Source organism: Flavobacterium sp. FG68, from assembly GCF_057808895.1.
Genome location: NZ_JBMDIY010000012.1, coordinates 88774 through 112686, shown reverse-complemented (window position 1 = coordinate 112686; position 23913 = coordinate 88774). Strand labels below are relative to the sequence as shown.

General features: G+C 35.0%; 11 protein-coding genes. 4 read left to right on the top strand and 7 right to left on the bottom strand.

From position 1 onward, the window contains the following. Window positions 1-3: 3 nt before the first annotated feature. The 5 genes from xyl3A to ACODSB_RS09870 all read right to left on the bottom strand — a co-directional run bounded on the left by xyl3A (window position 4) and on the right by ACODSB_RS09870 (window position 10423). On the bottom strand, window positions 4-2598 hold the full coding sequence (gene xyl3A / locus ACODSB_RS09890) for a xylan 1,4-beta-xylosidase (RefSeq protein WP_488936903.1): 2595 nt from the start codon (window positions 2596-2598) through the stop codon (window positions 4-6). Between the two features lie 41 nt (window positions 2599-2639). Then, window positions 2640-4187, bottom strand: a complete 1548-nt coding sequence (locus ACODSB_RS09885) for a glycoside hydrolase family 43 protein (RefSeq protein ID WP_488936902.1) — start codon at window positions 4185-4187, stop codon at window positions 2640-2642. 75 nt (window positions 4188-4262) lie between these two features. Then, window positions 4263-6971, bottom strand: a complete 2709-nt coding sequence (locus ACODSB_RS09880; protein WP_488936901.1) for an alpha/beta hydrolase-fold protein — start codon at window positions 6969-6971, stop codon at window positions 4263-4265. Window positions 6972-7015: 44 nt separating this feature from the next. Continuing rightward, window positions 7016-8746, bottom strand: coding sequence for a glycoside hydrolase family 43 protein (locus ACODSB_RS09875; RefSeq protein WP_488936900.1), 1731 nt, complete (start codon window positions 8744-8746; stop codon window positions 7016-7018). A 642-nt stretch (window positions 8747-9388) separates the two neighbouring features. Beyond that, window positions 9389-10423 carry a hypothetical protein gene (locus ACODSB_RS09870; RefSeq protein ID WP_488936899.1) on the bottom strand — a complete coding sequence of 345 codons (1035 nt, stop codon included), beginning with the start codon at window positions 10421-10423 and terminating at the stop codon, window positions 9389-9391. Between the two features lie 351 nt (window positions 10424-10774). On the opposite strand from ACODSB_RS09870, the gene ACODSB_RS09865 reads away from it, so the two are divergent. Then, window positions 10775-11617, top strand: a complete 843-nt coding sequence (locus ACODSB_RS09865; RefSeq protein WP_488936898.1) for a helix-turn-helix domain-containing protein — start codon at window positions 10775-10777, stop codon at window positions 11615-11617. Window positions 11618-11632: 15 nt separating this feature from the next. On the opposite strand, the gene ACODSB_RS09860 is transcribed toward ACODSB_RS09865, so the two are convergent. Together ACODSB_RS09860 and ACODSB_RS09855 are read right to left on the bottom strand one after the other, a co-directional pair. Then, on the bottom strand, window positions 11633-12190 hold the full coding sequence (locus tag ACODSB_RS09860) for a cupin domain-containing protein (RefSeq protein ID WP_488936897.1): 558 nt from the start codon (window positions 12188-12190) through the stop codon (window positions 11633-11635). 18 nt (window positions 12191-12208) lie between these two features. Continuing rightward, window positions 12209-13219 carry an NAD(P)/FAD-dependent oxidoreductase gene (locus ACODSB_RS09855; RefSeq protein ID WP_488936896.1) on the bottom strand — a complete coding sequence of 337 codons (1011 nt, stop codon included), beginning with the start codon at window positions 13217-13219 and terminating at the stop codon, window positions 12209-12211. 308 nt (window positions 13220-13527) lie between these two features. Here ACODSB_RS09855 and bglX point away from each other — a divergent pair, with 308 nt between their 5' ends. From bglX to ACODSB_RS09840, 3 genes are all read left to right on the top strand, one after another. Further along, entirely contained in the window at window positions 13528-15807 is a 2280-nt protein-coding gene (gene bglX, locus ACODSB_RS09850) for a beta-glucosidase BglX (RefSeq protein ID WP_488936912.1), read from the top strand. Between the two features lie 393 nt (window positions 15808-16200). Further along, a complete protein-coding gene (locus ACODSB_RS09845; protein WP_488936895.1) occupies window positions 16201-20355 on the top strand; it encodes a hybrid sensor histidine kinase/response regulator in 4155 nt (1384 codons plus the stop codon). Between the two features lie 441 nt (window positions 20356-20796). Then, entirely contained in the window at window positions 20797-23901 is a 3105-nt protein-coding gene (locus ACODSB_RS09840; RefSeq protein WP_488936894.1) for a SusC/RagA family TonB-linked outer membrane protein, read from the top strand. Window positions 23902-23913 lie beyond the last annotated feature (12 nt).

The window sequence follows — 23913 nt, the reverse complement described above, 5'->3', positions numbered from 1 at the left end:
AGTTTATTGAATAGCTAATTTTGTCATTTTTAAATCTTTAGCATCAGAACTCTTGCCATAATATACCTCGTATTCTCCAGCAGCGATATTCATTGCTCTGGTTTTAGTATCATAAAACTCAAATGAAGAAGCCGGTAAATTGATCGTTACATTTTGCTTTTCGCCTGCTTTTAACTCCATTCGTTTAAAAGCTTTTAATGTTTTTAACGGTCCGTCTGCGTCATTTAATTTTCGAACATAAACCTGAACAATTTCTGTTCCGTCACGTTTACTGGTGTTTTTTATTGAAAATTTTAGCTGCGTTTCTTCATTAGATTTTATCTTGTTCTTACTTAGATTTCCTGCCTGTATATCGAATTTAGAATAGCTTAAGCCAAAACCAAACGGAAACAAAACATCTGTCGTATAACGATACGTACGCCCTTTAAGAGAATAGTTTTCGAAGTCGCCTAATTTATCTGAGTTTTTATAAAACGAAACGGGCAGTTTTCCCGCTGGATTATAATCTCCAAAAAGAACATCGGCTACAGCCTGACCTCCGGATTCTCCCGGATACCAAGCCTGTAGAATTGCATCACAGCTTTCTGTCTCAGGTGTTAAAGCAATCGCAGATCCTGAACAGTTTACAAAAATTACTTTTTTACCAGCCGCTTTCAGTTCTTTTAAACATTTTCTCTGTACGGCAGGAAGTTCGATATTAGTTCGGTCGCCGCCTTTAAAACCGGGAAAAGAAACAGGCATTTCTTCTCCTTCCAGTAAAGTCGAAAGTCCGCCTGCAAAAATCACGGTATCAATACCTTTTAGTTTTTGAATTAAACCTTGAAAATCGATATCAAACTCTTTTCCAAAATCAAATTCTAAATTAGCCTGCCAATCGTTTGACTGGGCAAAAAGAATTTCGATTTTATATTTTTTTCCCGCTTCAACTGCAAACGGAATTTTGCCTGGAACAGTTCGCCAGTTTGTATATTTTGCTATCGATTTTCCATCAACAAATAATTCAAAAGCTCCTGTTGCTCCGGTTTTAAAAACAAGATTTTCAGTTTCTTTAGCTGTAAATTCGGTTTCGTATTTTGCCGAAAATCCTTCTAGTTTAACTCCCGAAGCAAATTCATGCTGACCTGCTGTGGTCATTTTTATAGGATTTAAAATTTGCTGCGAAACAACACTATTCCCTTCTCTATTCGGATTATTCCAATAAGTGGCTTTCATTCCTTTTTTTCCTTCAAAAGAAAATTGATCAAAATAAGTATCTGTTACTTTATCCTCGACTAAATCACAAGATTTATCGTATAGGACTTTGTTTGCAGTGAGTTTTGTTTCAATTCCGTTTTTAATCGTAATAGTTTTATTGGGTGTTCCGTTATAATTTCCCCACAACATAGGTTCATTATCTGCATTTGGGCCAATAACGGCCACTTTATTTATGGCTTTATTTAAAGGAAGAATATTGTTTTTATTTTGTAAAAGCGTCATTGACTTTTGCGCCATTTCTAAAGCTAACTGCTGATGTTCTTTACTGTTAAGCACCGTTGCCGGAATTTTAGTCCAGGGCACAATCGAGTCATCATCCATTTCGCCCAAATCAAAACGACCGATTAAAACACGAAGCAGGCTTTTATTGATTTCTTCTTCTTTAATTAAATCTTTTTCAACGGCTTCGGATAATTTTTTAAAAGAGTATTTATCCCAAACACATTCAACATCAGTTCCTGCCAATACGGCTTTTGATGCGGCATGCACATCATCTGATGAAACTTTATGGGTGGTATAAAAATCAGTAACCGCGCCGCAGTCTGAAACTACCAGATATTGAAATCCCCAATCGTCGCGAAGAATTTGCTGTAAAAGTCTTGTATTACTGCAGCAAGGTTCATCATCTAAACGCTGATACGCACACATTACCTGCCGAACATCTGCTTCCTGAACCAAAGCTTTAAAAGCCGGAAGATACGTTTCGTATAATTCGCGCGGATTTACATTATTCAAATTCAATTCATGTCTGCTCCATTCTGGGCCGGAATGAACGGCAAAATGTTTGGCACAAGCCAAAAGCTTACGGTATTTTGCATCTGCTGGTCCCTGAAGTCCTTTTACAACCGACACTCCCATTCTTGAAGTAAGATAAGGATCTTCTCCATACGTTTCCTGTCCGCGTCCCCAGCGTGGGTCTCTAAAAATATTGACATTTGGTGTCCAGACGGAAAGACTTAAAAAGCGTTTGTTTTCATTTCCGTTTTGTATCCATTGATTGTATTTTGCACGGCCTTCATCTGAAACTGCATCAAATACACGAAAAACCAACTGATCGTCAAATGAAGCCGCCATTCCTATAGGTTCTGGAAAAACAGTGACATTGTCGTTATTAGCATAACCGTGCAAAGCTTCACTCCACCAGTTAAACTTTTTGATTCCCAGTCTTGGTATAGCATCGCTCTGATCACACATTAATGCTGCTTTTTCTTCGAGCGTTAATCGGGAAATTAAATCTTCTGCACGCTTTTTAGAACTAAGCGACGGATCTTTATAGGGATACTGCTGTGCGTTTAAATTGAAAAAGCATAGTAAACTTAAAAGATATAGATAATTATTTTTCATGTTTTTTCTTTTGATTAAAGATTTTACTCTTCGTTTATCATTTAATTTTTATTGTCAAGATGGAAATAATCAAAATCAACATAACCTCCTAAATCTTTCTCTGCATAATTAAAAAGACCAAATCGATAGCCCATAAAATGAGGAAGCGTATAGGGCAGTTTTATTACGTTTCCTATACCAATCCATTCTTTTCCATCCAGACTATAGTAAAACCGGCCCAAATCTGCTTTGTCTTTAAAATTGCATGCTGCTTTAAAATAGATTTTATTTCCGGTGAAGGGAACGCTTTGAATTTCTTTTGAAATGCCATCTATGGTTTCAACCATGACAATTCTTTTTGATCCATTTTCGGCTTTTATGCCAACCAGACCAAAATCTTTTTGAAGTAAAGAAAGCCCTGCAAAATCACCTTCTTTCATTTTAAAAACTTCCAGCAGAGTTATTCCTGAACATTCTGGCCCAAACGTTCTTTGTGTGAGCGTATTTTTAGCCTGGGTAAAAGTGTTTGTTATCGAAGCTGTTTTTAATCTTAAATAACCTTTTCTTTCTTTAACTGACCAAAATGAATTATCTGGATTGTGGTTCCATTGCCAGACTAAGGGCAAATCGTTGTCTCCTTTTTTTCGATTAAAATCATCTGAATTCACAATTCCCGGAATTAATCCTTTACTTTCAGGTAAATCTAAATATTGGGGCACTTTGTTGTTTTCGCCCAAAACTGGCCAGCCGTCTTCCCATTTAACCGGAATAAAATACGGAATACGTCCTACGCCTCCGTAGTCTCTAAATAAGTACGAAAACCATTTTCCGTCTGGAGTATCAATTAAACCTCCTTGTGCGACTCCTAAATCCTGCAAGCCAATCTTCCCTTCCCATGGCCCCGTAATTTTATCGGCTCTGTGAATAAGCACTGTGCGCATTCCGTTTTTTGGCCAGACAATATTAAATAGATAATATTTACCTTTTATTTTATACAATTGAGAACCTTCTGCGCCAAGCATAATAGCATTTCCTGCCGGACTGCTGGCATTTTCGATTAAAACCTGATTTAACCCGTTTTCTTTTATTCCTGATAAATCTGACTTTAGTTCTTTGATAAAAAGTTTACCATTTCCATAGACCATATAAACGCTGGCATCATCATCAAACAAAATACTGTGATCGTGATATGCCGGACTAAAACTAATTTCTTTCCAAGGTCCTTTTTCGATATCTTTTGTCGTGTATATATAAGTCTTTCCGGTAGTCTGGGCAAAAGTGGTTACATAAAATGTATTGTTGTGAAATCTAATATTACTTGCCCAAGAGCCTCGACCATAGTTGTTTTTGTCATTATCCAGATTTAGTTCGTCTGTATTTCCTAAAGTATTAGAAGCATAATTTATTATTTTCCAGTTAATTAAATCTTTTGATTTCATAATTGGAACGCCCGGGCTCATGTGCATCGTCGTACTGCTCATAAAATAATCACTGCCAATTCTAATGATGGACAAATCAGGAACATCTGCAAAAATTACAGGGTTCTGTGCTTTTTGTGCAGCTAATGAAATTCCAAAAAACAGTAATATGACACTTAAATATTTTTTCATCTTCTTTCTAACTGAATTAAAAACCTTTACACTTTCCTATTACTTTCGGACGCTGGTTATCTTAAAAAAAAGATTTCAATTGAATAACAATGGGGCAAACTGAAATAAATCGTGTCTCCATACCGGCCAGGTATGCCCGCCCGGATATTCACTGTATTTATATTTAACTCCCATCTCGTCGAATTTCTTCATCATTATTTTACAATTTTCATAAGCGATATCTTCTTTACCGCCCATTGAAATCCATAATTCTCTAATATTTGAATTAATTGTTGCTGCATTGTTTTTCATAAATTCATATTGAGGTTCTGATAAAGCTGTATTATTGGCCCACCATCCTGAACTAAACACACCAATACTGGAAAACATATCTGAATTTTTAATCCCTGCATAAAGTGTCTGCAATCCTCCCATCGATAAACCGGCCAGCGCTCTGTTTTTAGGATCTTTTGCTGCTTTAAAATTACTTTCTACAAAAGGTATTGCCTCTGTTTTTAATTCATTTTCAAAAGCTTTAAGTGCATTTTCATTGAAGCCTGCACTTCCTGCTACATTTCCGTCAAGCATTACAATCAGCATTGGTTTTGCTTTATTTTCGGCTATTAAATTGTCTAAAATTAAATTCGCTTTACCTTGAGAAGCCCATCCTGTCTGATCTTCACCTCCTCCGTGCAATAAATATAAAACCGGATATTTTTCGCTGGCATTTTCATAACCGGGCGGTGTGTAAACATACATCTCACGCCACGAATTGGTTACTTTTGAAAAGTACTGTTTGATTCTTACCTCTCCATGCAGAACATTTTTTAAGGTATAAAAATCCCCTTCTTTATTGGGAATTTCAATACCGCTTGCCATACGTCCCATACCATAAAATGATTGACTTGCCGGATCAGCCACAGCGACACCATCAATAAGTAACGAATAGTAATTAAATCCCGGATTTATGACATTAGTTGTTACAGTCCAAAATCCTTCTGAATCCCTTACCATATCGTATTTTTTGCCTAAATCAATTTGTAATCTTGAGGCTTCCGGGGCTTTGATTTTAAAAATAACCCTGTTATCCGGTAATATTTGAGGATATTCAGCTTTACGGATATTAGTCTGGGCAGGATTGCCTAAAATGGTATATGCTGCAAATTTTGACTGATCGACTGGTTTAAATAAAAACTGTGAAAACATGTATAAACCATTTTTCCATACTTTAAAATCATGCACACCCGGTTCGATATAGTAAATATGAGGCACATTATTTTTGAATAAGTAATCGTGTGTACGTGAGCTGTTTTCTATAAGCCAGTCCTTATCGCCGCATGAAATCCAAAGCAGTTTGAGTTTCTTTTTTGCTTCTTCGGGGTTAGGCAGTAATTCTTGTGGCAGCTTTGTATTTGGTGCGGCCGAAAATGCTCCTACCCAGGCAAACTTATCTAAATTTCCTAATCCGAAATTCAAAGATTGTCCGCCTCCCATCGATAAACCGGCAATGGCGCGGTGTTCCCTGTCTTTTAAAACCGGATATTTTTTTTCAATAAATGGAATTAAATCCTTTAAAAGATCCTGTTCAAAAACGCTGAAAGCTTTTACCTTTTCCGGATCCATTATATTTCCTGTAGCGCTGTCATCTTTCATTGCCCTTCCATTTGGCATCACGACAATCATAGGTTCAATTTTTCCTTCGGCATAAAGATTATCTAATATAACCTGCGGATTTCCTCCGTTCAGCCATTCTTTTTCATCGCCTCCTATTCCATGTAAAAGGTATAAAACAGGATATTTTTTCTTTTTGTTGAATCCCGGCGGTGTATAAACAGTCGCTTTTCTAATTGAACCTACCGTTTTAGATTCGTAAGTTACGGTCTCGATTTTTCCTTGTTTTGCATTTGGGTCAGCCACATCAAATCCAAGTGGAGCCTGAACTATAAAAGGTTCTTTTCCGTTAGATAATACATAACCGGATAATGACAACATTTTCTCCGCATAACGTTTGCCTAATTCTCTGTAACCATCCGCATTAAAATGTAAAAAATCAGGTTCAGCCTTGCATCCTTTTGAAGAAATAACATAGGAATTTGGTATAACCTGAGGCAGTTTTGCAATTATGGTATTCATACTGCCGCATTTACCGTTCTGATCTTCATTTACGGTTTCTCCAGAAAGTAACGGTACTTTTTTAGGATCGAGATTTAAGTCTTTTATTAAATTATCATATACAATTTTTACTTTTTTGGGCCAAAGCGTATCACCTGTATTCGACTCTCCCTGATGCAGTAAAATACCTTTTATAACACCAGTTTTCTGCGCAATTTTTGCCATTGCTACTAATCTTGCATATGGATTTCCGTCGTATTCTTTTACAATGTTTTTTAGCCAATCCGGAGAACCTGCAACATACGTTTCAAAATTATCTTTATCAAAAAGTTCTATTTTACAGCCTCCAACAGCAACATTTATAACGCCAACTTTTATTTTCTCAGGAAGATTAGATATCATCGTTCTTCCAAAATAGTCTATTGGAGTAAGTCCGGTTGTACATCTGCACAAAGGCGGAACTGCTGTATACCATTTTCCCATTTCACGTTCCATTTCAGGACAGTCGACTGTAGCTAAAACCTGAAAACGCGGATTAACATTAACTTTATCCTGCGGTTCAATTTTAGCGTAACCTTCCATATTGGATTGTCCTAAACTCAAATAAATATGAAAATCTGAATCTTGAGAATATCCTTTTTGGACTATTAAAAAAAGAATTACGAATTTTAAAAACCTGCTTATTGATTTCATTATTTACAAATTTGTTTTTGGTTTGAAGATTTAAAAATGAACAACTATTCCGGATGCGCATCATTGACAGCCGTAGCATATAAACCGATCAATGCTCCCGTAAAACCTCCGGCGATATTGGTTGAAAGAATATCTCCCGAAACTGCTCCGCCTAAGTTTTCAAAATCAACGCCGTTGGCAGCATAACTAAATTCATAGCGGTCTCCTTTGGCTTTTACCTGCAGACGTAATGAATTTGTTATTTTGATTTTAGCACTTGCTATAATTTTTGATTGTCCTTTTTCTGTTCTTTCTAATAAAATAAAAGTATCATTTCCTTTTTTTGTGATTCCAAATACATAATTAGAACGCTCATTCTGAAGACAAACAATACCGGCTAAATCCTTTTCTGACTCTGGTTTGTAATCAACTGTGGCAGTAAATGAAAATGTGTTGTGCTGCTGTCTGTAAAAAAGTGTAGAAGTGGGTTTAACTTCTTTAATGTTTACTTCAAAAGGTGTTATTTCTAAGCCTTTTTTAGTCTGTGAAATAAAGTTTTCGCGCGGGCCTCTTAATCCAATCCATCTATAGTCTAATTTTTTTGAGGTAAAATTTTCGGTAAACGTGAAATTTCCGTTCTGAAAAAATCCATCTTTTCCTGTTTTATTTGTAATTCCCGCTGGCATTTTTAATTTTGGCTGCATTGGAATTAATCCGTTTTCAAAAACAGGAAAATCACCAGACCAGTCTACAGGCAGTATAAAAGTTTCTCTCCCTGTATTCACCCTATTCTGATTATTTGGGCGAATGCCTAAAAAAACACCGTAATATTTATTATTCGGACCTTGAATTAAATCAGCATGACCCGTCCAGTCTACTTGATTAGTTCTGTCATTTGGAAAATAACGCTGCGTAAGTATCGGATTATTTGATGACGGTTTGAAAGGCCCTTTCGGAGTATCACTTATAAAAATAACTTCGCTGTGGTTGTCTCCTGTTCCTCCTTCGGCACACATTAAATAATATTTTCCGTTCTTTTTGTATAAATGCGGCGCTTCAATCCAGATTGGTTTTTTAGAAAGATCTACTCCTCCGTCTACAATAATTTTATCAGTTCCGGGAATTACTTTATCTGTATTAAGGTCGTACTCCCAAACTTTTATAACACGATGTCCTTCATACAATTCTTTTCCTTTATCCGGCGCATCATTATGAACAATATAACCTTTGCCGTTATCATCAAAAAAGATGGAAGGATCGATACCGCCAAAGTCTAATTTTATAGGACTTCCCCAGCCTTTCACAGGATCTTTTGTCTTCACAATAATATTTCCCAGTCCGCCGGAAAATGCGGTCACAATCATATAGAAGGTATCATTATGCGGATTATAAGTAATTCCGGGAGCATAAACGCCTTCGCTGATTCCCGTATTATGCGGATTAAACTCTGCAACATTATTTAAAACACCACCCAAATCTGTCCAGTTTACTAAATCTTTAGAGTGAAAAATGGGTACACCAGGAAACATGGCAAAAGAAGAACAGACCATATAATAATCATCGCTTTTTTTTGTAATGGCAGGATCAGGATAACAGCCTTGTAAAATTGGCGTATAAAATTCATCCGGTTTTAATGGGTTGTCATTATAAACCTGATCGTCACCAACATAACTAACATTAGAAAAAACAGCGGTTTTTTTAGACTGCATTTTTTTCGGATTCGCACTTTGAGCTGTTCCTTCAAAAAAACACAAACCTATTATTGCTGTCAAAAAAAAGATATTCCTTTTAATCATTTTATATACTCTTTATTTATTAGAAAATATTAAAAGCCGGGAGAATGCCTCCCGGCTTCAACTAACAAACCTAAAACCAGTATAAGGTAACTGTAAGATTAACACTCATTACTATAATTAAATTTGTTGTATAAGTTTAAATAATGCCCGAATTTTAATAACCGCTCTTCAGCGATTTATGATAAAATGTTAATCCTAAAATTGATTTAAATGAAGTCAAATATCAACTTATTCAATAAGTGTATTTGAAACAAATATAACAAAAAACAAATACAACACAATCGGTTGTGTAATATTTATATTGATAATATCAAAAAAAATAGCTGTAAAAAAAATATTAATTAAATTTTATGGCCACAATACTAAGTTTTATTTAAAAAAAGTATTTGTAAGAAGTAAGATGATTATTAAATGTAAAATGATTTGCTATAAATTTTAAGAAAAGAATAAAACATTAAAAAAATATTACTTTTTTGAAAAACGAAGTAAAACACATTTAAAATATAAGATAGAGGTAAATTATCTATTTTACAATAATCTTTGAAAAGTCTTTAAAGCATAAAATAACTTTCCAAACCCATAAAAAAAAGACAAAAAAAAGCTCCTGACACAGCAGGAGCTTTTACTTGGAAGATGGTTTACTTACTTACATTTGTATTCAATACTTAATTTCACAGTTTGGTTATGAGGTGTTGTGGTAATGATCTCAGCACCAAACAAACCATTGGACTTCCGTCTTGTAATGTTTTTTAATACTGCTTTTTCAAACGTAGGAAACCCATCGGCGTCATACTCGTAAGAATAATCAATGTTCGTTGTATCACGTGTTCCGTAACGGTGGGCAATAATTTCAATATTTTTAAGCATATTTTTGCTGGCACTTGCTTCATGCACCTGAAAATACTGTGCAATGTAATCCACAGACTGGTACTGCAGCGTAGGGCTCTGCGCAATATTGGCCAAAATACGCAGTCCTAAAGGGCCGTCAAAAATTGGCTTTACTTTAATTTCTTTATCCTCATAGGTATACTTGTAATCTGCGTTGTAGTATTCCTTGGAATCATTGTCAAACAAATTCTTGGTTGTCTTTTTAATCAGATTGCCATCATTGAATTCATAAGTATTACTCAAATCCATACCATTATCATTGCCTTGTTTAAAAGTGGTAATCTTGCTTAGTAGACCAGCGGCGTCATACTCCGCGTTGGTGTAATACACCAGTTTACCCTCTGCATCATACTCTGATTGTTTGCTTAACTGATCCTTAGTATTGTATTCCAAAACATAATAGCCATCAGCCTTGTCTGCAGTTGACTTGTTTACTTTCTCGGGCTTGCCCTGTGCATTATAGCTAACAGTATAAACTGTCTTAATCGGCGGATCAGAAAGTTTTCTGTCATTGACCATATTGGTTGTAAATTCAACCACCTGATCCTTATCATTGTACTTCACATCGATTTTATGAAGACCGTAGATAATCTGGCTTGGCTTCTTTCTGCACGCCAGCGGATCAGCAGCTGGATTGTTTACTGGCTCGGCCGGGGTTGTAACTTCTTCCTTTGGATCCGTTTCGACATCAGAAGGTTCACTGCTGCAGGCCACAGCAAACAAAACACTGACAAAGGCTGCGGCTAAAAAACGAAAAGAAAATAAAGAGATTTTAAAGGTTGTTTTCATACAGGTATTTTTTTAGATTTTTTAAAGATAAATTCTGAATTTTTCATTGTAATTTTAAGGGCCTTTTGGGTTTACAAAAAACTTCGGCAGCAGATCATCAAGGGGCGGTGGTCCCAATGGAATTTTTATCATCACAGGCCGGACAAAAAAAGAAGTCCTGATAAAGGAAAATGGCAGTGTTTTCATTAGTAATAATTTAGGGTTTAACTTTTAATGCATGCAAATCTAAATAGGGATTCTGCAAAAAGAGTGGGACATATTTCTCAAAGACTTGACGAATTTTCCCAATTTCATTTTTTTGAACAGATTATCAATAGTTTTGCAGCCGCAGCACCAATAATCCATTGATATATGCAGCTTATACACCATTGTCCAAAGACCAAAGCCAAACTGATTTTTACACATCAGGAATCCACGCCATCTTATTTCAATAAAAATGGACTCAATGAAGACTTATTGCTCACCATTGCCCTTAATGGGGAACAGTCCCAGCAAATTGTCATTAATGGGGAACTTCATGAGTTTCCTCCTTATAGTATTATACCGCTGGTTTCTGCTCAGGATTACAGTTTTGAAAAACCGGAGCAGATCACGGCCTGGCAGTATTCAAGAGATTTTTACTGCAATGTGGACAGCAATTTTGAAATCAGCTGTTTTGGCGTGCTGTTTTTTGGTTTTAGAGGAAATCAGTTCTTAAGTCTGAAAGAAGACTGCCGGGAAAAATTTAATGCATTAAAGCAGCTCTTTATTGAAGAATTTCAAACCATCGACACCATTCAGACCGATATGCTGCAGATGCTCCTCAAAAGACTTATCATTTTAACTACCCGGCTCGCCAAAGAACAGTATCTGGCGGGGAAAATTTATGAGGAAGAAAAATTTGATCTTATAAGACAGTTTAATATTCTGGTCGATAAAGAATTTAAAAACCAGCATCAGGTACGCTATTACGCAGGGCAGCTTCACAAAACACCCAAAACGCTTACCCGAATTTTTAATGGATTTAATTACAGCTCCCCTTCGGTCATTATTCAGGACCGCATTATAATGGAAGCCAAACGGCTTTTTACCTATACAACGCTTTCAATTAAAGAAATAGCTTATGAACTGGGTTTTCGCGATGCAGGGCATTTCAGCCGATTTTTTAAAAATGCCACTAGCCTGAAACCTTCTGATTTCAGGAAGCAGCAATAAGTAAAGGCGCCGGTTTTATTTCTCTATTCCGGAATACTTTTTGTAGACCGCTCTATACCCTAAAATACGCCCAAGGGGTGCAAGCGCATTCACCAGAGCGTTCTGAAGTCCCAGGGGAACATCGGCCAGCACCCTTTTACTCTCTATATATTTGAGCAGTACCATCTGCTGGAGAAAACCAATTTTTCCTTTTCTAATTTTACCATCACAGCTGAGTCCGTGCAGGGTTTCCAGCAAATAATCAAAGTCCAGCGCCGGAGAAACAGTCTGGATAAAAATCACTTTGCCCAGATGATTGTTATAATGATTGTGCGGACGGTCTTTTGGGAAAAAACGTTCTCCGCCCGGATAAATAATTATTTTCTCTCCCCTGTCTATAACCGTCAATTTACCGGACAGTACCTCAAAAAACTCATCCTGTATGGTATGGATATGATCTGGCATCCTGACTCCTTTTGATTTCAAAGTAACCATCACCTTGATATAATTTCCATTGGTATCGGCAGCCGTTTCTAAAAATTCGTAAGTATCACCCGTGTGAGGATTCTCAAGTTTCTGACCTTTACTTGGCATAATCGTAGTCGATATTAATTAAAAAGTATCATCTGTAAGTTCCTTATTTATCATAGCTCCTGCTACCGTGCCAGACGCAACAGCATTGGAAACAGATCGCAGCGGATTTGCACTGTCACCACATGCAGATATACCATATACAGATGTTTTCTGAAATTCATTAACTTTTATAAGTCCCTGAGCCGTGAAATCACAACCAAGAGCTAAAGGCAGTACGCTTTTCTGTACAAAAGGCAGTTTGGCATATAAAACCTTCAAAGGATAGTCTGTTAAATCCGAAAACACAATATGCTCCAGATAACCTTCTTTATGTTCAAAATAAGCAATTGGCTTTTCAATAATGCTAATATTATATGATTGTATTTTTTGCATCTGAATTGGTGTAAGCGTAGAAGGACCATTGGTAAACAAAATCAGATCCTGTGTCCAGTTCGAAATCATTTTGGCGAATTCAAATCCCGCATCCCCATTTCCAAGAATTCCTGTGGGTCTGTTTTTAACCTCGTATCCATGACAGAAAGGGCAATGAATTATAGATTTACCCCAACAGGCTGAAAAACCATTCAATTGAGGCTGAATATCCCTAATCCCGCTGGCAAAAATAAGCTTCTTGGCTTTAAATATAATTCCTGAGAGCATACAGACTTCAAATCCGCCGCTCACCTTGCTGGCCATCACAGCCTCTCCCTCATGAAACTGCACAGTTTCGTATTTTAAGACTTCATCTTTACCAAGAGCTGCAATCTCTTTTGGTGCTATACCATCCTGAGTCAGGAAATTATGTGAATGCGGCGTCTGTATATTACAGGGATAACCGCTGTCAATAATTAAAACCTTTTTGAGTGCCCTGCCCAAAGCCATCCCTGCAGATAGTCCGGCATAACTTCCCCCGATAATAATAACATCAAAAAAAGAAACATCCTTCATAGTATATTGTTTTTTAAACGAAACCAAACTCAAAGGCAGCATTACTGCACCCAGCGCAAGCCCTGTTTGTTTTATAAATATTCTTCTCGATCTGGTCTTCATAACAGTATCGTATAATGTATTGGTGGTAACGCTGGCAAATTTCAAGAAATAAAAAATCTGAAAAAATGGATATATGGCCTAATGTCTTGACAATATGGGACATCGATATTTTAATCGAAGATGGCTCGTGATACTTTTAGAATCTGTTATTGATACAGCTCTCTTTACTGCTTATTTGATCAGAAAAGAATACAAATACATCATTTCTATCATATAATGCTTCAAATCTATTATTCTAATTAATACTGCAAAAACTACATTTACAACCTTGTATTCAAACTATCTAATATAAAACCAAAAACACAATGATGAAAAAACAAATTAAAAGATATGCATTTTTAGTGCTAATCGTTTATGGAAACAGTTACGCTCAAACCAAAAAACATATGGATGCTAATAAACCTATTGAAGACCGCATTACACTTTTGATGAAAGAAATGACATTAGAAGAAAAAGTTGGACAAATGAATCAATACAACGGTTCATGGGATGTTACCGGACCAAAACCAGAATCTGGATCTAATGAAGAAAAATACAACAATATAAAAAAAGGATGGGTTGGTTCTATGTTAACCGTTCGAGGTGTTAAAGAAGTTCGAGCCGTACAAAAAATTGCCGTTGAAGAAACCCGTCTTGGGATTCCGTTACTATTTGGTTTTGATGTAATTCATGGTTATAAAACCCTAAGCCCTATTCCGCTCGCAGAATCTGCAAGCTGGGATTTAGAAGCCATTAAAAATTCGGCTCGTGTGGCTGCGCTTGAAGCTTCGGCTTCCGGATTAAACTGGACTTTTGCACCAAATGTTGATGTAGCCAATGATGCACGCTGGGGACGCGTTATGGAAGGCGCTGGTGAAGATCCTTATTTAGGAAGTAAAATTGCTACGGCAAGAGTAAAAGGTTTTCAAGGCGAAAAATTCGATAATAACTCCATTATAGCTTGCGCAAAGCATTTTGCCGCTTATGGTTTTGTAGAAGCCGGACGAGAATACAACAGCGTTGATATGAGTAATTCAAAGCTTTATAATACCGTATTACCGCCTTTTAAAGCAACTGTCGATGCAGGAATCCGAACTTTTATGAATTCCTTTAATACATTAAATGGAGTTCCTGCAACCGGAAACGTCTTTTTACAAAGAGATATTTTAAAAGGTGCCTGGGGATTTAAAGGTTTTGTAGTTTCTGACTGGGCTTCTATAGGCGAAATGATTACACACGGTTACGCTGCAGATGCTGCCGATGCGGCTAAAAAAGCAGCCATTGCAGGTTCTGATATGGATATGGAATCTAATGTTTATGTCTCAGAATTGGCTAAACTGGTAAAAAACGGATCGGTTAAAGAAAGTGTGATTGACGATGCTGTACGCAGAATACTTCGTGTAAAATTCGAATTAGGTTTATTTGACAATCCGTATAAATATTGTGATGAAGACCGTGAAAAAGCAAACATTGGCAGCAAATCTAATAATGACGGCGTTTTGGACATGGCAAAAAAATCAATTGTTTTATTGAAGAATGATAAAAACCTTTTGCCTTTAAAAAAATCAGGAGCTAAAATCGCTTTAATTGGTGCTTTGGCAAATGATAAAAACAGTCCGTTAGGAAGCTGGAGAATTGCTGCTGATGATAATACAGCCGTTTCTGTTTTAGAAGGAATGCAGCAATATAAAGACAACTCGTTAGTGTATGAAAAAGGAACAGATGTCGCTGTAAATAAGCAATCCTTTTTAGACGAAGTAAAATTGAATACTACTGATTTTTCTGGATTTGAAGCTGCAAAAACAGCTGCAAAAAATGCCGATGTTGTCGTAATGGTTTTGGGTGAAATTGGTTTTCAAAGTGGTGAAGGACGAAGCAGAACTGAATTAGGTTTACCTGGAAATCAGCAGCAATTATTAGAAGAAGTTTATAAAGTGAATCCAAATATTGTTTTGGTTTTAAATAACGGACGTCCGTTGAGTATTCCGTGGGCTGCAGAGCATATTCCTGCTATTGTTGAAGCGTGGCATTTAGGAACTCAAACCGGAAATGCAGTTGCACAGGTTTTATACGGAGATTATAATCCAAGTGGAAAACTGCCAATGTCTTTCCCAAGAAATGTAGGCCAATGCCCTATTTATTATAATTTATACAATACCGGAAGACCTACAGATAAAGATCAAAATGTTTTTTGGTCGCATTATTCAGATGTGGAAAAAACACCTTTATATCCTTTTGGCTACGGATTAAGTTATACTTCTTTCGCTTATAAAAATCTAAAAATTGCAAAAGCTTCTTTCCAAAAAGGAGAAAAAATCGAGGTTTCTGTTGATGTTACCAATACCGGAAATTTTGACGGAAAAGAAGTTGTTCAATTGTACCTAAATGATCCTGTTGCCAGTATTGTTAGGCCTGTAAAAGAATTAAAAGGTTTTGAACTTATTGAATTAAAAAAAGGAGAAACCAAAACAATTCATTTTACCTTAACTGATAAGGAACTTGGTTTTTATGACAACGATGGTAAATTTTTAGTAGAACCGGGATTGTTTAATGTTATGGTGGGCTGGAATTCAAATGAAGGACTTACGACTAAGTTTGAACTAAAATAATTAGAAAAATCTGTTTTTATCAGCGTTTTCGCTTTAGCGAATCAGTAAAATCAGCGTCTAATTTTGACGCGGATAAAACAGATTTACTTCGTAAAGACGCAGATAAAAACGGATTTAATTAACAATAATTTTATTTTTTAAAAGCTTAAGCCAATGCCATTGTCCGAAGCATCTGGATTTATTCTTAAGCAAACAACCTAATAACCTGAGTACGATAATACCTTTTTAAGGTTATTAATCGGCTCAGGTTTTTTTGGTGACAGGCTAAATTTCTATAAAAAAGTAAAGGTTCAATTTAGTTTTATTAATATTGTTTCGTATATGCTTAAAATAAAATCAATTGCAAATTTTATTTTATTTTAAAATTGACCAATAACCACATTAAAAATGCAAATGAAAAATATCCAATATATTCTTGTATGCTTCTTTTTGCTTACAAACTGCCTGTTTTCACAAGGCAAATTTGACAGCTATCAATTTAGAAGCATACAGGAAACTACTTCAAAAAGAGCTGTTTCTTCTATCATTCAGGATAATAACGGTTTTATCTGGATAGGCACAAACGGCGCTGGTTTATACCGATATGACGGCGTAAATTATTTTGGATATAAGTATGATAAAAAACCCGGCTCTGTAAACAGTAACTTTATTTACACCACTTTTATAGATTCTAAAAATAATCTTTGGGTGGGCACAGATGAAGGTTTATGTTTATACAACAGGGATTTAGATAATTTTACCAAAATCAATATTGAAGATGTAATACGAAAAGGATACAGCGAACCTATTACCGTAAAAACAATTATTGAAGATAATAACGGCAATTTGTTCTTAGGCGCGTATGGTTTCGGGTTATTCAAATTGAATACTAAGACTTTAAAAGTAACTTTAGTTCAGTCAAAAGTTTTGGAAAAACCTAATTTTCTAATAAAATCTTCGGTAAAAAATAAGCAGGGTATTATTTATTTAGGAACCAGTTACGGTCTTTTAGAAATTGATTTAAACGGAAAAGTAAAACAGGTTTATAAAGATAAATTTAAAAGAGAACCTTTGCTGGACGATATAGAAAGTCTTGTTGTAGATCAATTTGGCTATATCTGGTTGGGAACGACAGAAAATGGTCTGATAAAAATTAAACCTGAAACCGATAATTATCAATTTGAAAAGTACGCCATTACCAAAAACAAAATCTTATCGATTGTAAAAAGCAGTCTGGATTACATTGTTTGCGGTACTGAAAATGACGGATTACTGGTTGTAAATTATAAAGGGCAAGTGCTTAAAAAATACCTGCATAGTAAATACAATAGTTTCAGTTTACAATCTAATTCTGTGTGGTCGTTATACGAAGACAAAGAAAAACGCCTTTGGTTAGGATATTTCAATAAAGGACTTGGTGTTTTTGATAAACCGAATAATAAATTTAATTCGCTTGAATCACTTGTCAATAATGATAATTCTTTACAGACCAGCTTTGTAACTTCGGTTATAAAAGATAAAAAAGGAAATTTATTAATAAGCAATGAAGGCGGCGGACTTGATATTTATAATCTTACCGATAAAAGTTATATTCACGTCAATCAAAACAATCAAAGCTATTACTCTGGTTTAGATGCGATTGACATTCAAACGATATTTATAGACAGTAAACAAAATATCTGGATTGGAAGCTGGGATCGCGGTATCTATTTTTTAAAAAATGGAACAACCAGATTCATCAATTACAATACAGCCAATACATCTAGATTAACATCCAATCGAATTTTCAGCTTTTCGGAAGATTCAAAAGGCCGAATCTGGATTGGAACTTTTATAAAAGGACTGCATTATTTTGACAATAAAACCAGCACATTTGTACATTGCGATTCTAAACCATTTGCCGAAAATGCTTTAGACAATGCTTTTATTCGTAAAGTTTTTGTTGATTCAGATAATGTGCTTTGGGTTGGAACAATTTTAGGATTGTATCAGGTAAATTTAAAAGACGAATCGAATTTTAAAGTCACAAAAATGCGTGACGCCATGTTCAGCGGCATTAATAAGCATAACAGCATTCAGACTATTTTATCCATTTATGAATCTAACGATAAAACAATTTGGTTAGGAACTGACGGTCAGGGATTGTTTAGTTACAATAAAAAAAATAAGACATTTTCTAATTATGATGATTTTCCGGGTTTTAAAGAGAAATCTGTTCGTGCGATAATTTCAGACAATAACGGTTCTTTATGGGTAAGCGGGGGATCTGGTTTAACAAAACTCGATTTTAAAAATAAAAAAAGCACCAATTTTAATAAAGACGATGGTCTTATTGATAATGATTTTAATAATAATGCCGTTTTTAAAGATGGAAATGGAGAACTCTATTTTGGCGGCTATGAAGGCGTAAATTATTTTAATCCAAACGAAATTAAAAAGGCCGAAAAAGCACCAAGATTGTATTTCAGTGATTTTAAATTATTCAATCGATCTGTAAAACCAAATGAAGAGGCTTCGCCGTTGACCAAAGTAATTTCGCAGACTAAAGAAATTACGCTTAACTACACACAATCGGTTTTTACGATTGAATATGTGGGCATTAACTACAATTATTCTAAAAAAAATCAATACGCTTATTATCTTGAAGGTTTTGAAAAAGACTGGAATTATGCCGGAAATAACAGAACGGCAACCTATACAAATCTTGCGCCGGGCAATTATACTTTTAAAGTAAAATCGGCCAATGCAGATGGTTCCTGGAGCGATAACCAATTAGAATTAAAAATAAAAATCCTGCCGCCGTGGTGGAAAACAATCTGGGCTTATTTAATCTATGCTTCTATTCTAATTTTCCTGATTATATATCTTAATAAGATTTATCAAAATCGTTTTAAAGCGAAACAGGCTATCATTTTAGAAAAAGAAAAAACCATTCAGTTAGAGAAATTAAACAATAAAAAATTACAGTTTTTTACCAATATCTCGCATGAATTCAGAACACCTTTAACGCTGATTATTAATCCTCTGGAAGACATTTTAAAAAGTAAAAAAATATCTCCTGAAATACATAACAAATTAAAAATCGTACACAAAAGCTCTGACAGACTTTCCAGATTGATTAATGAGCTTATGGATTTTAATAAATTAGAATTCAATAAAATTTCGCTTCAGGCGAAGAAAATTGAAGTCGTAGCTTTTACAGAAGGAATTATTGGTTATTTTAATGAAGAAGCAGCTGCCCGAAACATTAAAGTAAATTTTGAATCATCGCAGGATGAACTCGAAGACTGGCTCGATCCTAAAATGCTGGAAAAAATACTCTTTAATATTATTTCAAATGCATTCAAATTTACGCCGGATAATGGTTCAATAACTATTGCTATAGATACATCTGAAACAGAAAATGCTTTGATCATTTATGGAGAAAAAGTTCCTTCATTCTCTATAACTATTACAGACACAGGATCTGGAATTCGCAAAAAAGATTTGAATAGAATTTTTGACCGATTTTATCAGGTTAATAATGTCAACAAAGATTATTACGGCAGCACCGGAATTGGTTTAGAAGTTGTAAAACAATTTATTGAACTTCATAAAGGAAAAATTGAAGTGGAAAGTGAAGTTGGCGAAGGCACAAAATTTAAAGTAACATTTCCTTTAGGAAATTCTCTTTATAAGAAAAATGAAATCGTTAATGAGGTTTTCAAAATAGAAAAAAACAAAAACCAATTTTTATTTGAGCCTGTTAATAATCAAACAGATGAAGATGATTTTACGACTGAAATCATTGACAATGCTGAAGAAGAAAAGGCAAAATCATATACAGTTTTGATTGTGGAGGATAATCCTGAATTGCGTAATTATTTAAAAGAAGAATTAAGCAAATCATACAAAGTGATTACAGCCGAAAACGGTAAAAAAGGCTATGAACTTGCGGTGCAGAAATTACCGGATTTAATTATTACCGATGTTATTATGCCCGTTATGGACGGACTGCAGTTGTGTAAAAACATAAAAGGAGATTTAAAAACAAGTCATATTCCGTTATTAATGCTTTCGGCAAAAGCAATGGTAAAAGATAGATTAGAAGGAATCGATTCTGGTGCAGATATGTATTTGAGCAAACCATTTGAACTGGATATTTTAAAATCAAGTCTGGCACAGCTTATTACAAGCAGACAAATTATGTTTAAGAAATTTTACAGCGGAATCACCAAACAAGGAAAAGATAAAACAACATCGCTGGACAATGATTTCATTCAAAAAATTCTGCATTTCATCAATGAAAATATCAGCGAACCAGAATTGACTGTTGAACTTTTATCTTCAAAAATTTACTTAAGCAGAAGTCAGCTGTATCGAAAAATTAAAACATTGACAGGCGTTTCTGTTAACGAATTTATTCGAAATGTACGTTTAGAAAAAGCAAAACAATTGATTGAACAAGGCAATAATAATATTAATGAAATAAGTTATAAAGTTGGGTTTACTTCTCCCTCCTATTTTGCAAAATGTTATAAAGTTAAATACGGTCATTTACCCAATCAGGAAAAAAAGACAAAAGAATAAAACTATACAAAAACTAATTACTAAAGAGCTTCGGTATAAAAACTGAAGCTCTTTTTTTGTCAGTCAATTTTTTCAAAAACCGTAGCTTTTGACTTCCAATAAAAATCAACATATCAAAAATATTCCTGTTCTTTTTTAAACAAACACTATTTTTTAAGTAAAATTTTTAGCAATACCTCAGCACTTGTTTTTCTGCATAAACAGCTTATTTGGCTTATAATAAGGGTTCAGATGCTTTTTTTGCATCATCTGTTGCACAATATGCAACATCTGTTCTACAATACAACACCTCTACAATTTACTTTCGTTAAGAAATATTTAAGAAAAAAATCTTCCTGCCAAAACTCAAAACAATCAACCAGCAGAAGATCAAAATTTTAAATGTTTTTCTAAAACTTAACGATTAACTAATTATTTCAATTAAACTAACAACCAAATTTTATGCAGAAAAGAACATTAAAAAAACTATTGTGTTTAATAGTATGTATGTGGGGAAATTTTTTCTACGCACAAACTGTTAAAGGTAAAGTAACATCTGGCGGAGCCAACCTTCCGGGTGTTAGTGTAATAGTACAAGGAACAAAAAACGGAACGGTTACCGATTTTGACGGAAGCTTCGTTTTAAACAATGTAGAACCAAAAGCGTTGCTGCTTTTTAGTTATGTAGGATATAAAAATTTGTCAATTCCGGCAGATACAAAAGCAATTATGCAGATCACGATGGTAAACGATCTGGAGAAATTAAATGAAGTAGTCGTAATTGGATACGGAACTTCAAAACGAAAAGATATTAATGGAGCCGTTTCTTCTATCAAAGCTTCTGAAATTCAGGACAAGCCTTTTGTCTCTATTGATCAGGCGCTTGTAGGTAAAGCTGCGGGGGTAAACGTTACTCAAAATTCAGGAACGCCGGGAGGTGGAATTTCGGTGCAGATTAGAGGAATTACTTCTATTAACGGAAATGAACCTTTGTATGTTATTGACGGAACTCCGGTTTTTGCAGATAAAAACAACGAAACTTTTTCATTCAGCGCATTGGGCGGTGGAAACGGACAAACTAAAAACTCGGCTTTGTCTGGTTTGAATATTTCAGATATCGAAACTATCGACATTTTAAAAGATGCATCGGCAACGGCAATTTATGGTGCAAATGGTGCAAACGGTGTGGTTTTAATTACAACTAAAAAAGGAAAGAAAGGAAAATCAAAATTTGCCTACGAAACCTATTTAGGAACTCAGGAAATAACCAACACGGTTGATGTTTTAAACTTACCTCAATATGCTAAATATCAGGCAAAAATTTACAAATTAAATGGTGAACCAGTTCCTTTTCAATATCAAAAACCAGATTTATTAGGAAACGGAACCAACTGGCAGGACGAACTTTTTAGAACGGCTACCATGTACAATCACCAATTGTCATTTTCGGGAGAAAAAGAAGGAACGCGTTTTTATACTTCTTTGAACTATTTTGATCAGGAAGGAATTGTTTTAAATTCAGATTTCAACAGATTATCGATGCGTTTAAATGTTGATTCTAATGTAAAATCATGGTTAAAAATTGGTAACAGCTTATCTGTAAGTAAATCGTCTCAGCAAGTAGTTCGAAACGATGACCGAGGCGGTTTAGTAATGAACGCTTTAAGACAATCCCCAGAATTACCGGTTAGAACTCCAGATGGTTCTTATGCAGGACCAACAACAGGTTTAGGATCTTCGGCAAATGAGGCAACAAACCCAATTGCTTTGTCTGAATACAATAATTCAACTACAGAAAGATTTAAAATCAACGGTAATTTATTTGCTGATTTTACACTGATCAAAGGATTGGTTTTTAGAACAGAGTTAGGATACGATTTAAACTTTTCAAAAAGTGCCACTTTTGCCCCAAAGTATACTTTAGGAAATGTGTCTGAGCTTTTAAATAAATCATTCAAACAACAAGATCAAAGTTATTATTGGAACATCAAAAATTATTTAACCTATAATAAAACATTAAACGAGAAACATAACTTTACTTTCTTATTAGGTCAGGAAGCGCAGGAAAGCCGATATGAATATATCAGCGGTTACAGAACCGGAGAGTTTTTAAATAAAGATTTTACCAACTTAAACATTGGTGATATTGATACGGCACTGAACGGAAATGGTTCTGGAAGATGGTCTATGTCATCTTATATTTCGAGATTGAACTACAGCTTTTCTGATAGATATTCTTTCTCTGCTTCTTTAAGAGCAGATGCTTCGTCAAATTTTGGCCCAAATAATAAATGGGGTTATTTCCCTTCATTTTCGGGAGGATGGACAGTTAGTAACGAAAAATTCTTTGAGCCTTTATCAAACAGTATTAATTACTTAAAATTTAGAGCAGGTTACGGTTTGGTAGGAAATCAAAATATTCCGGCAAACAGATACCAGACTATTCTAACATTGCTTTCTTCTCCTTTTGGAGGCGTTTCGCCAACCATTGACAATTTAGGAAATCCGGATATTAAATGGGAATCTCTTAAATCGTTCAATGCTGGTTTTGAATTGGCAATGCTGAACAACAGAGTAAAATTAGATTTTGATTATTATATTAAAAATTCATCTGATTTCTTAACCAAACAAATCAACGATGAATCCAATCAAAGTGCCCTTAATTATTACCTGAATACAGGTGAAATTGTAACAAAAGGAATCGAGCTTACGCTGAATACAAGAAATATTTCTACAGAAAATTTTACTTGGGACAGTACGGTTATCTTTTCAAAATACAATAACGAACTGACCAGCTTTCAAGGCGAAGGAAAATCTTTATTAGGAAAAGTACAATTTGATTTATATACCGTTACCAGAACTACAGAAGGTGAACCAGTTGGACAATTTTACGGATATGTAACGGATGGTTTGTTTAAAAATGCTGCTGAATTAGCTGCAGGGCCAACTCAGGAAACCGGAACTGGAATTGGAGATATTCGTTTTAAGGATCTTAACGGCGATGGAAAAATTGACAGTAAAGATCAAACAGCTATAGGAAGTGCAATTCCTGATTTTACTTATGCATTTACCAATAATTTTAAATACAAAAACCTTAGTTTATCTGTTGTTTTAACCGGAAGTCAAGGCAACCAGATTTACAACTTTACACGTCATTATACGGATGGAATTTATCCGGGATTTGGCGATAGATTCGGAAACGTAAGCACTCAGGCCATGCGCGCTTTTGAACCGGGCGTAAACGAAAATACAGATGTGCCAAGAATTACACTTAACGACCCAAATGGTAACGGAAGAATTTCGAACCGATTTGTGGAAGATGGTTCGTATTTAAGAATTCAGAATGTTTCGTTAAGCTACGATTTACCAAATAAAATATTCGATAACTCTTTTATCTCTAAAGTAAGATTGTATGTAAACGTTCAAAATTTATACACGTTTACAAAATATACGGGCTTTGACCCTGCTCTTGGAAATTTAGATCAGAATATAACCTTAAGCGGAATTGATTTAGGACGTTATCCTGTGCCAAGAACGACTTCTGTTGGAGTGAATTTAGAATTCTAAGATTGATAAAAA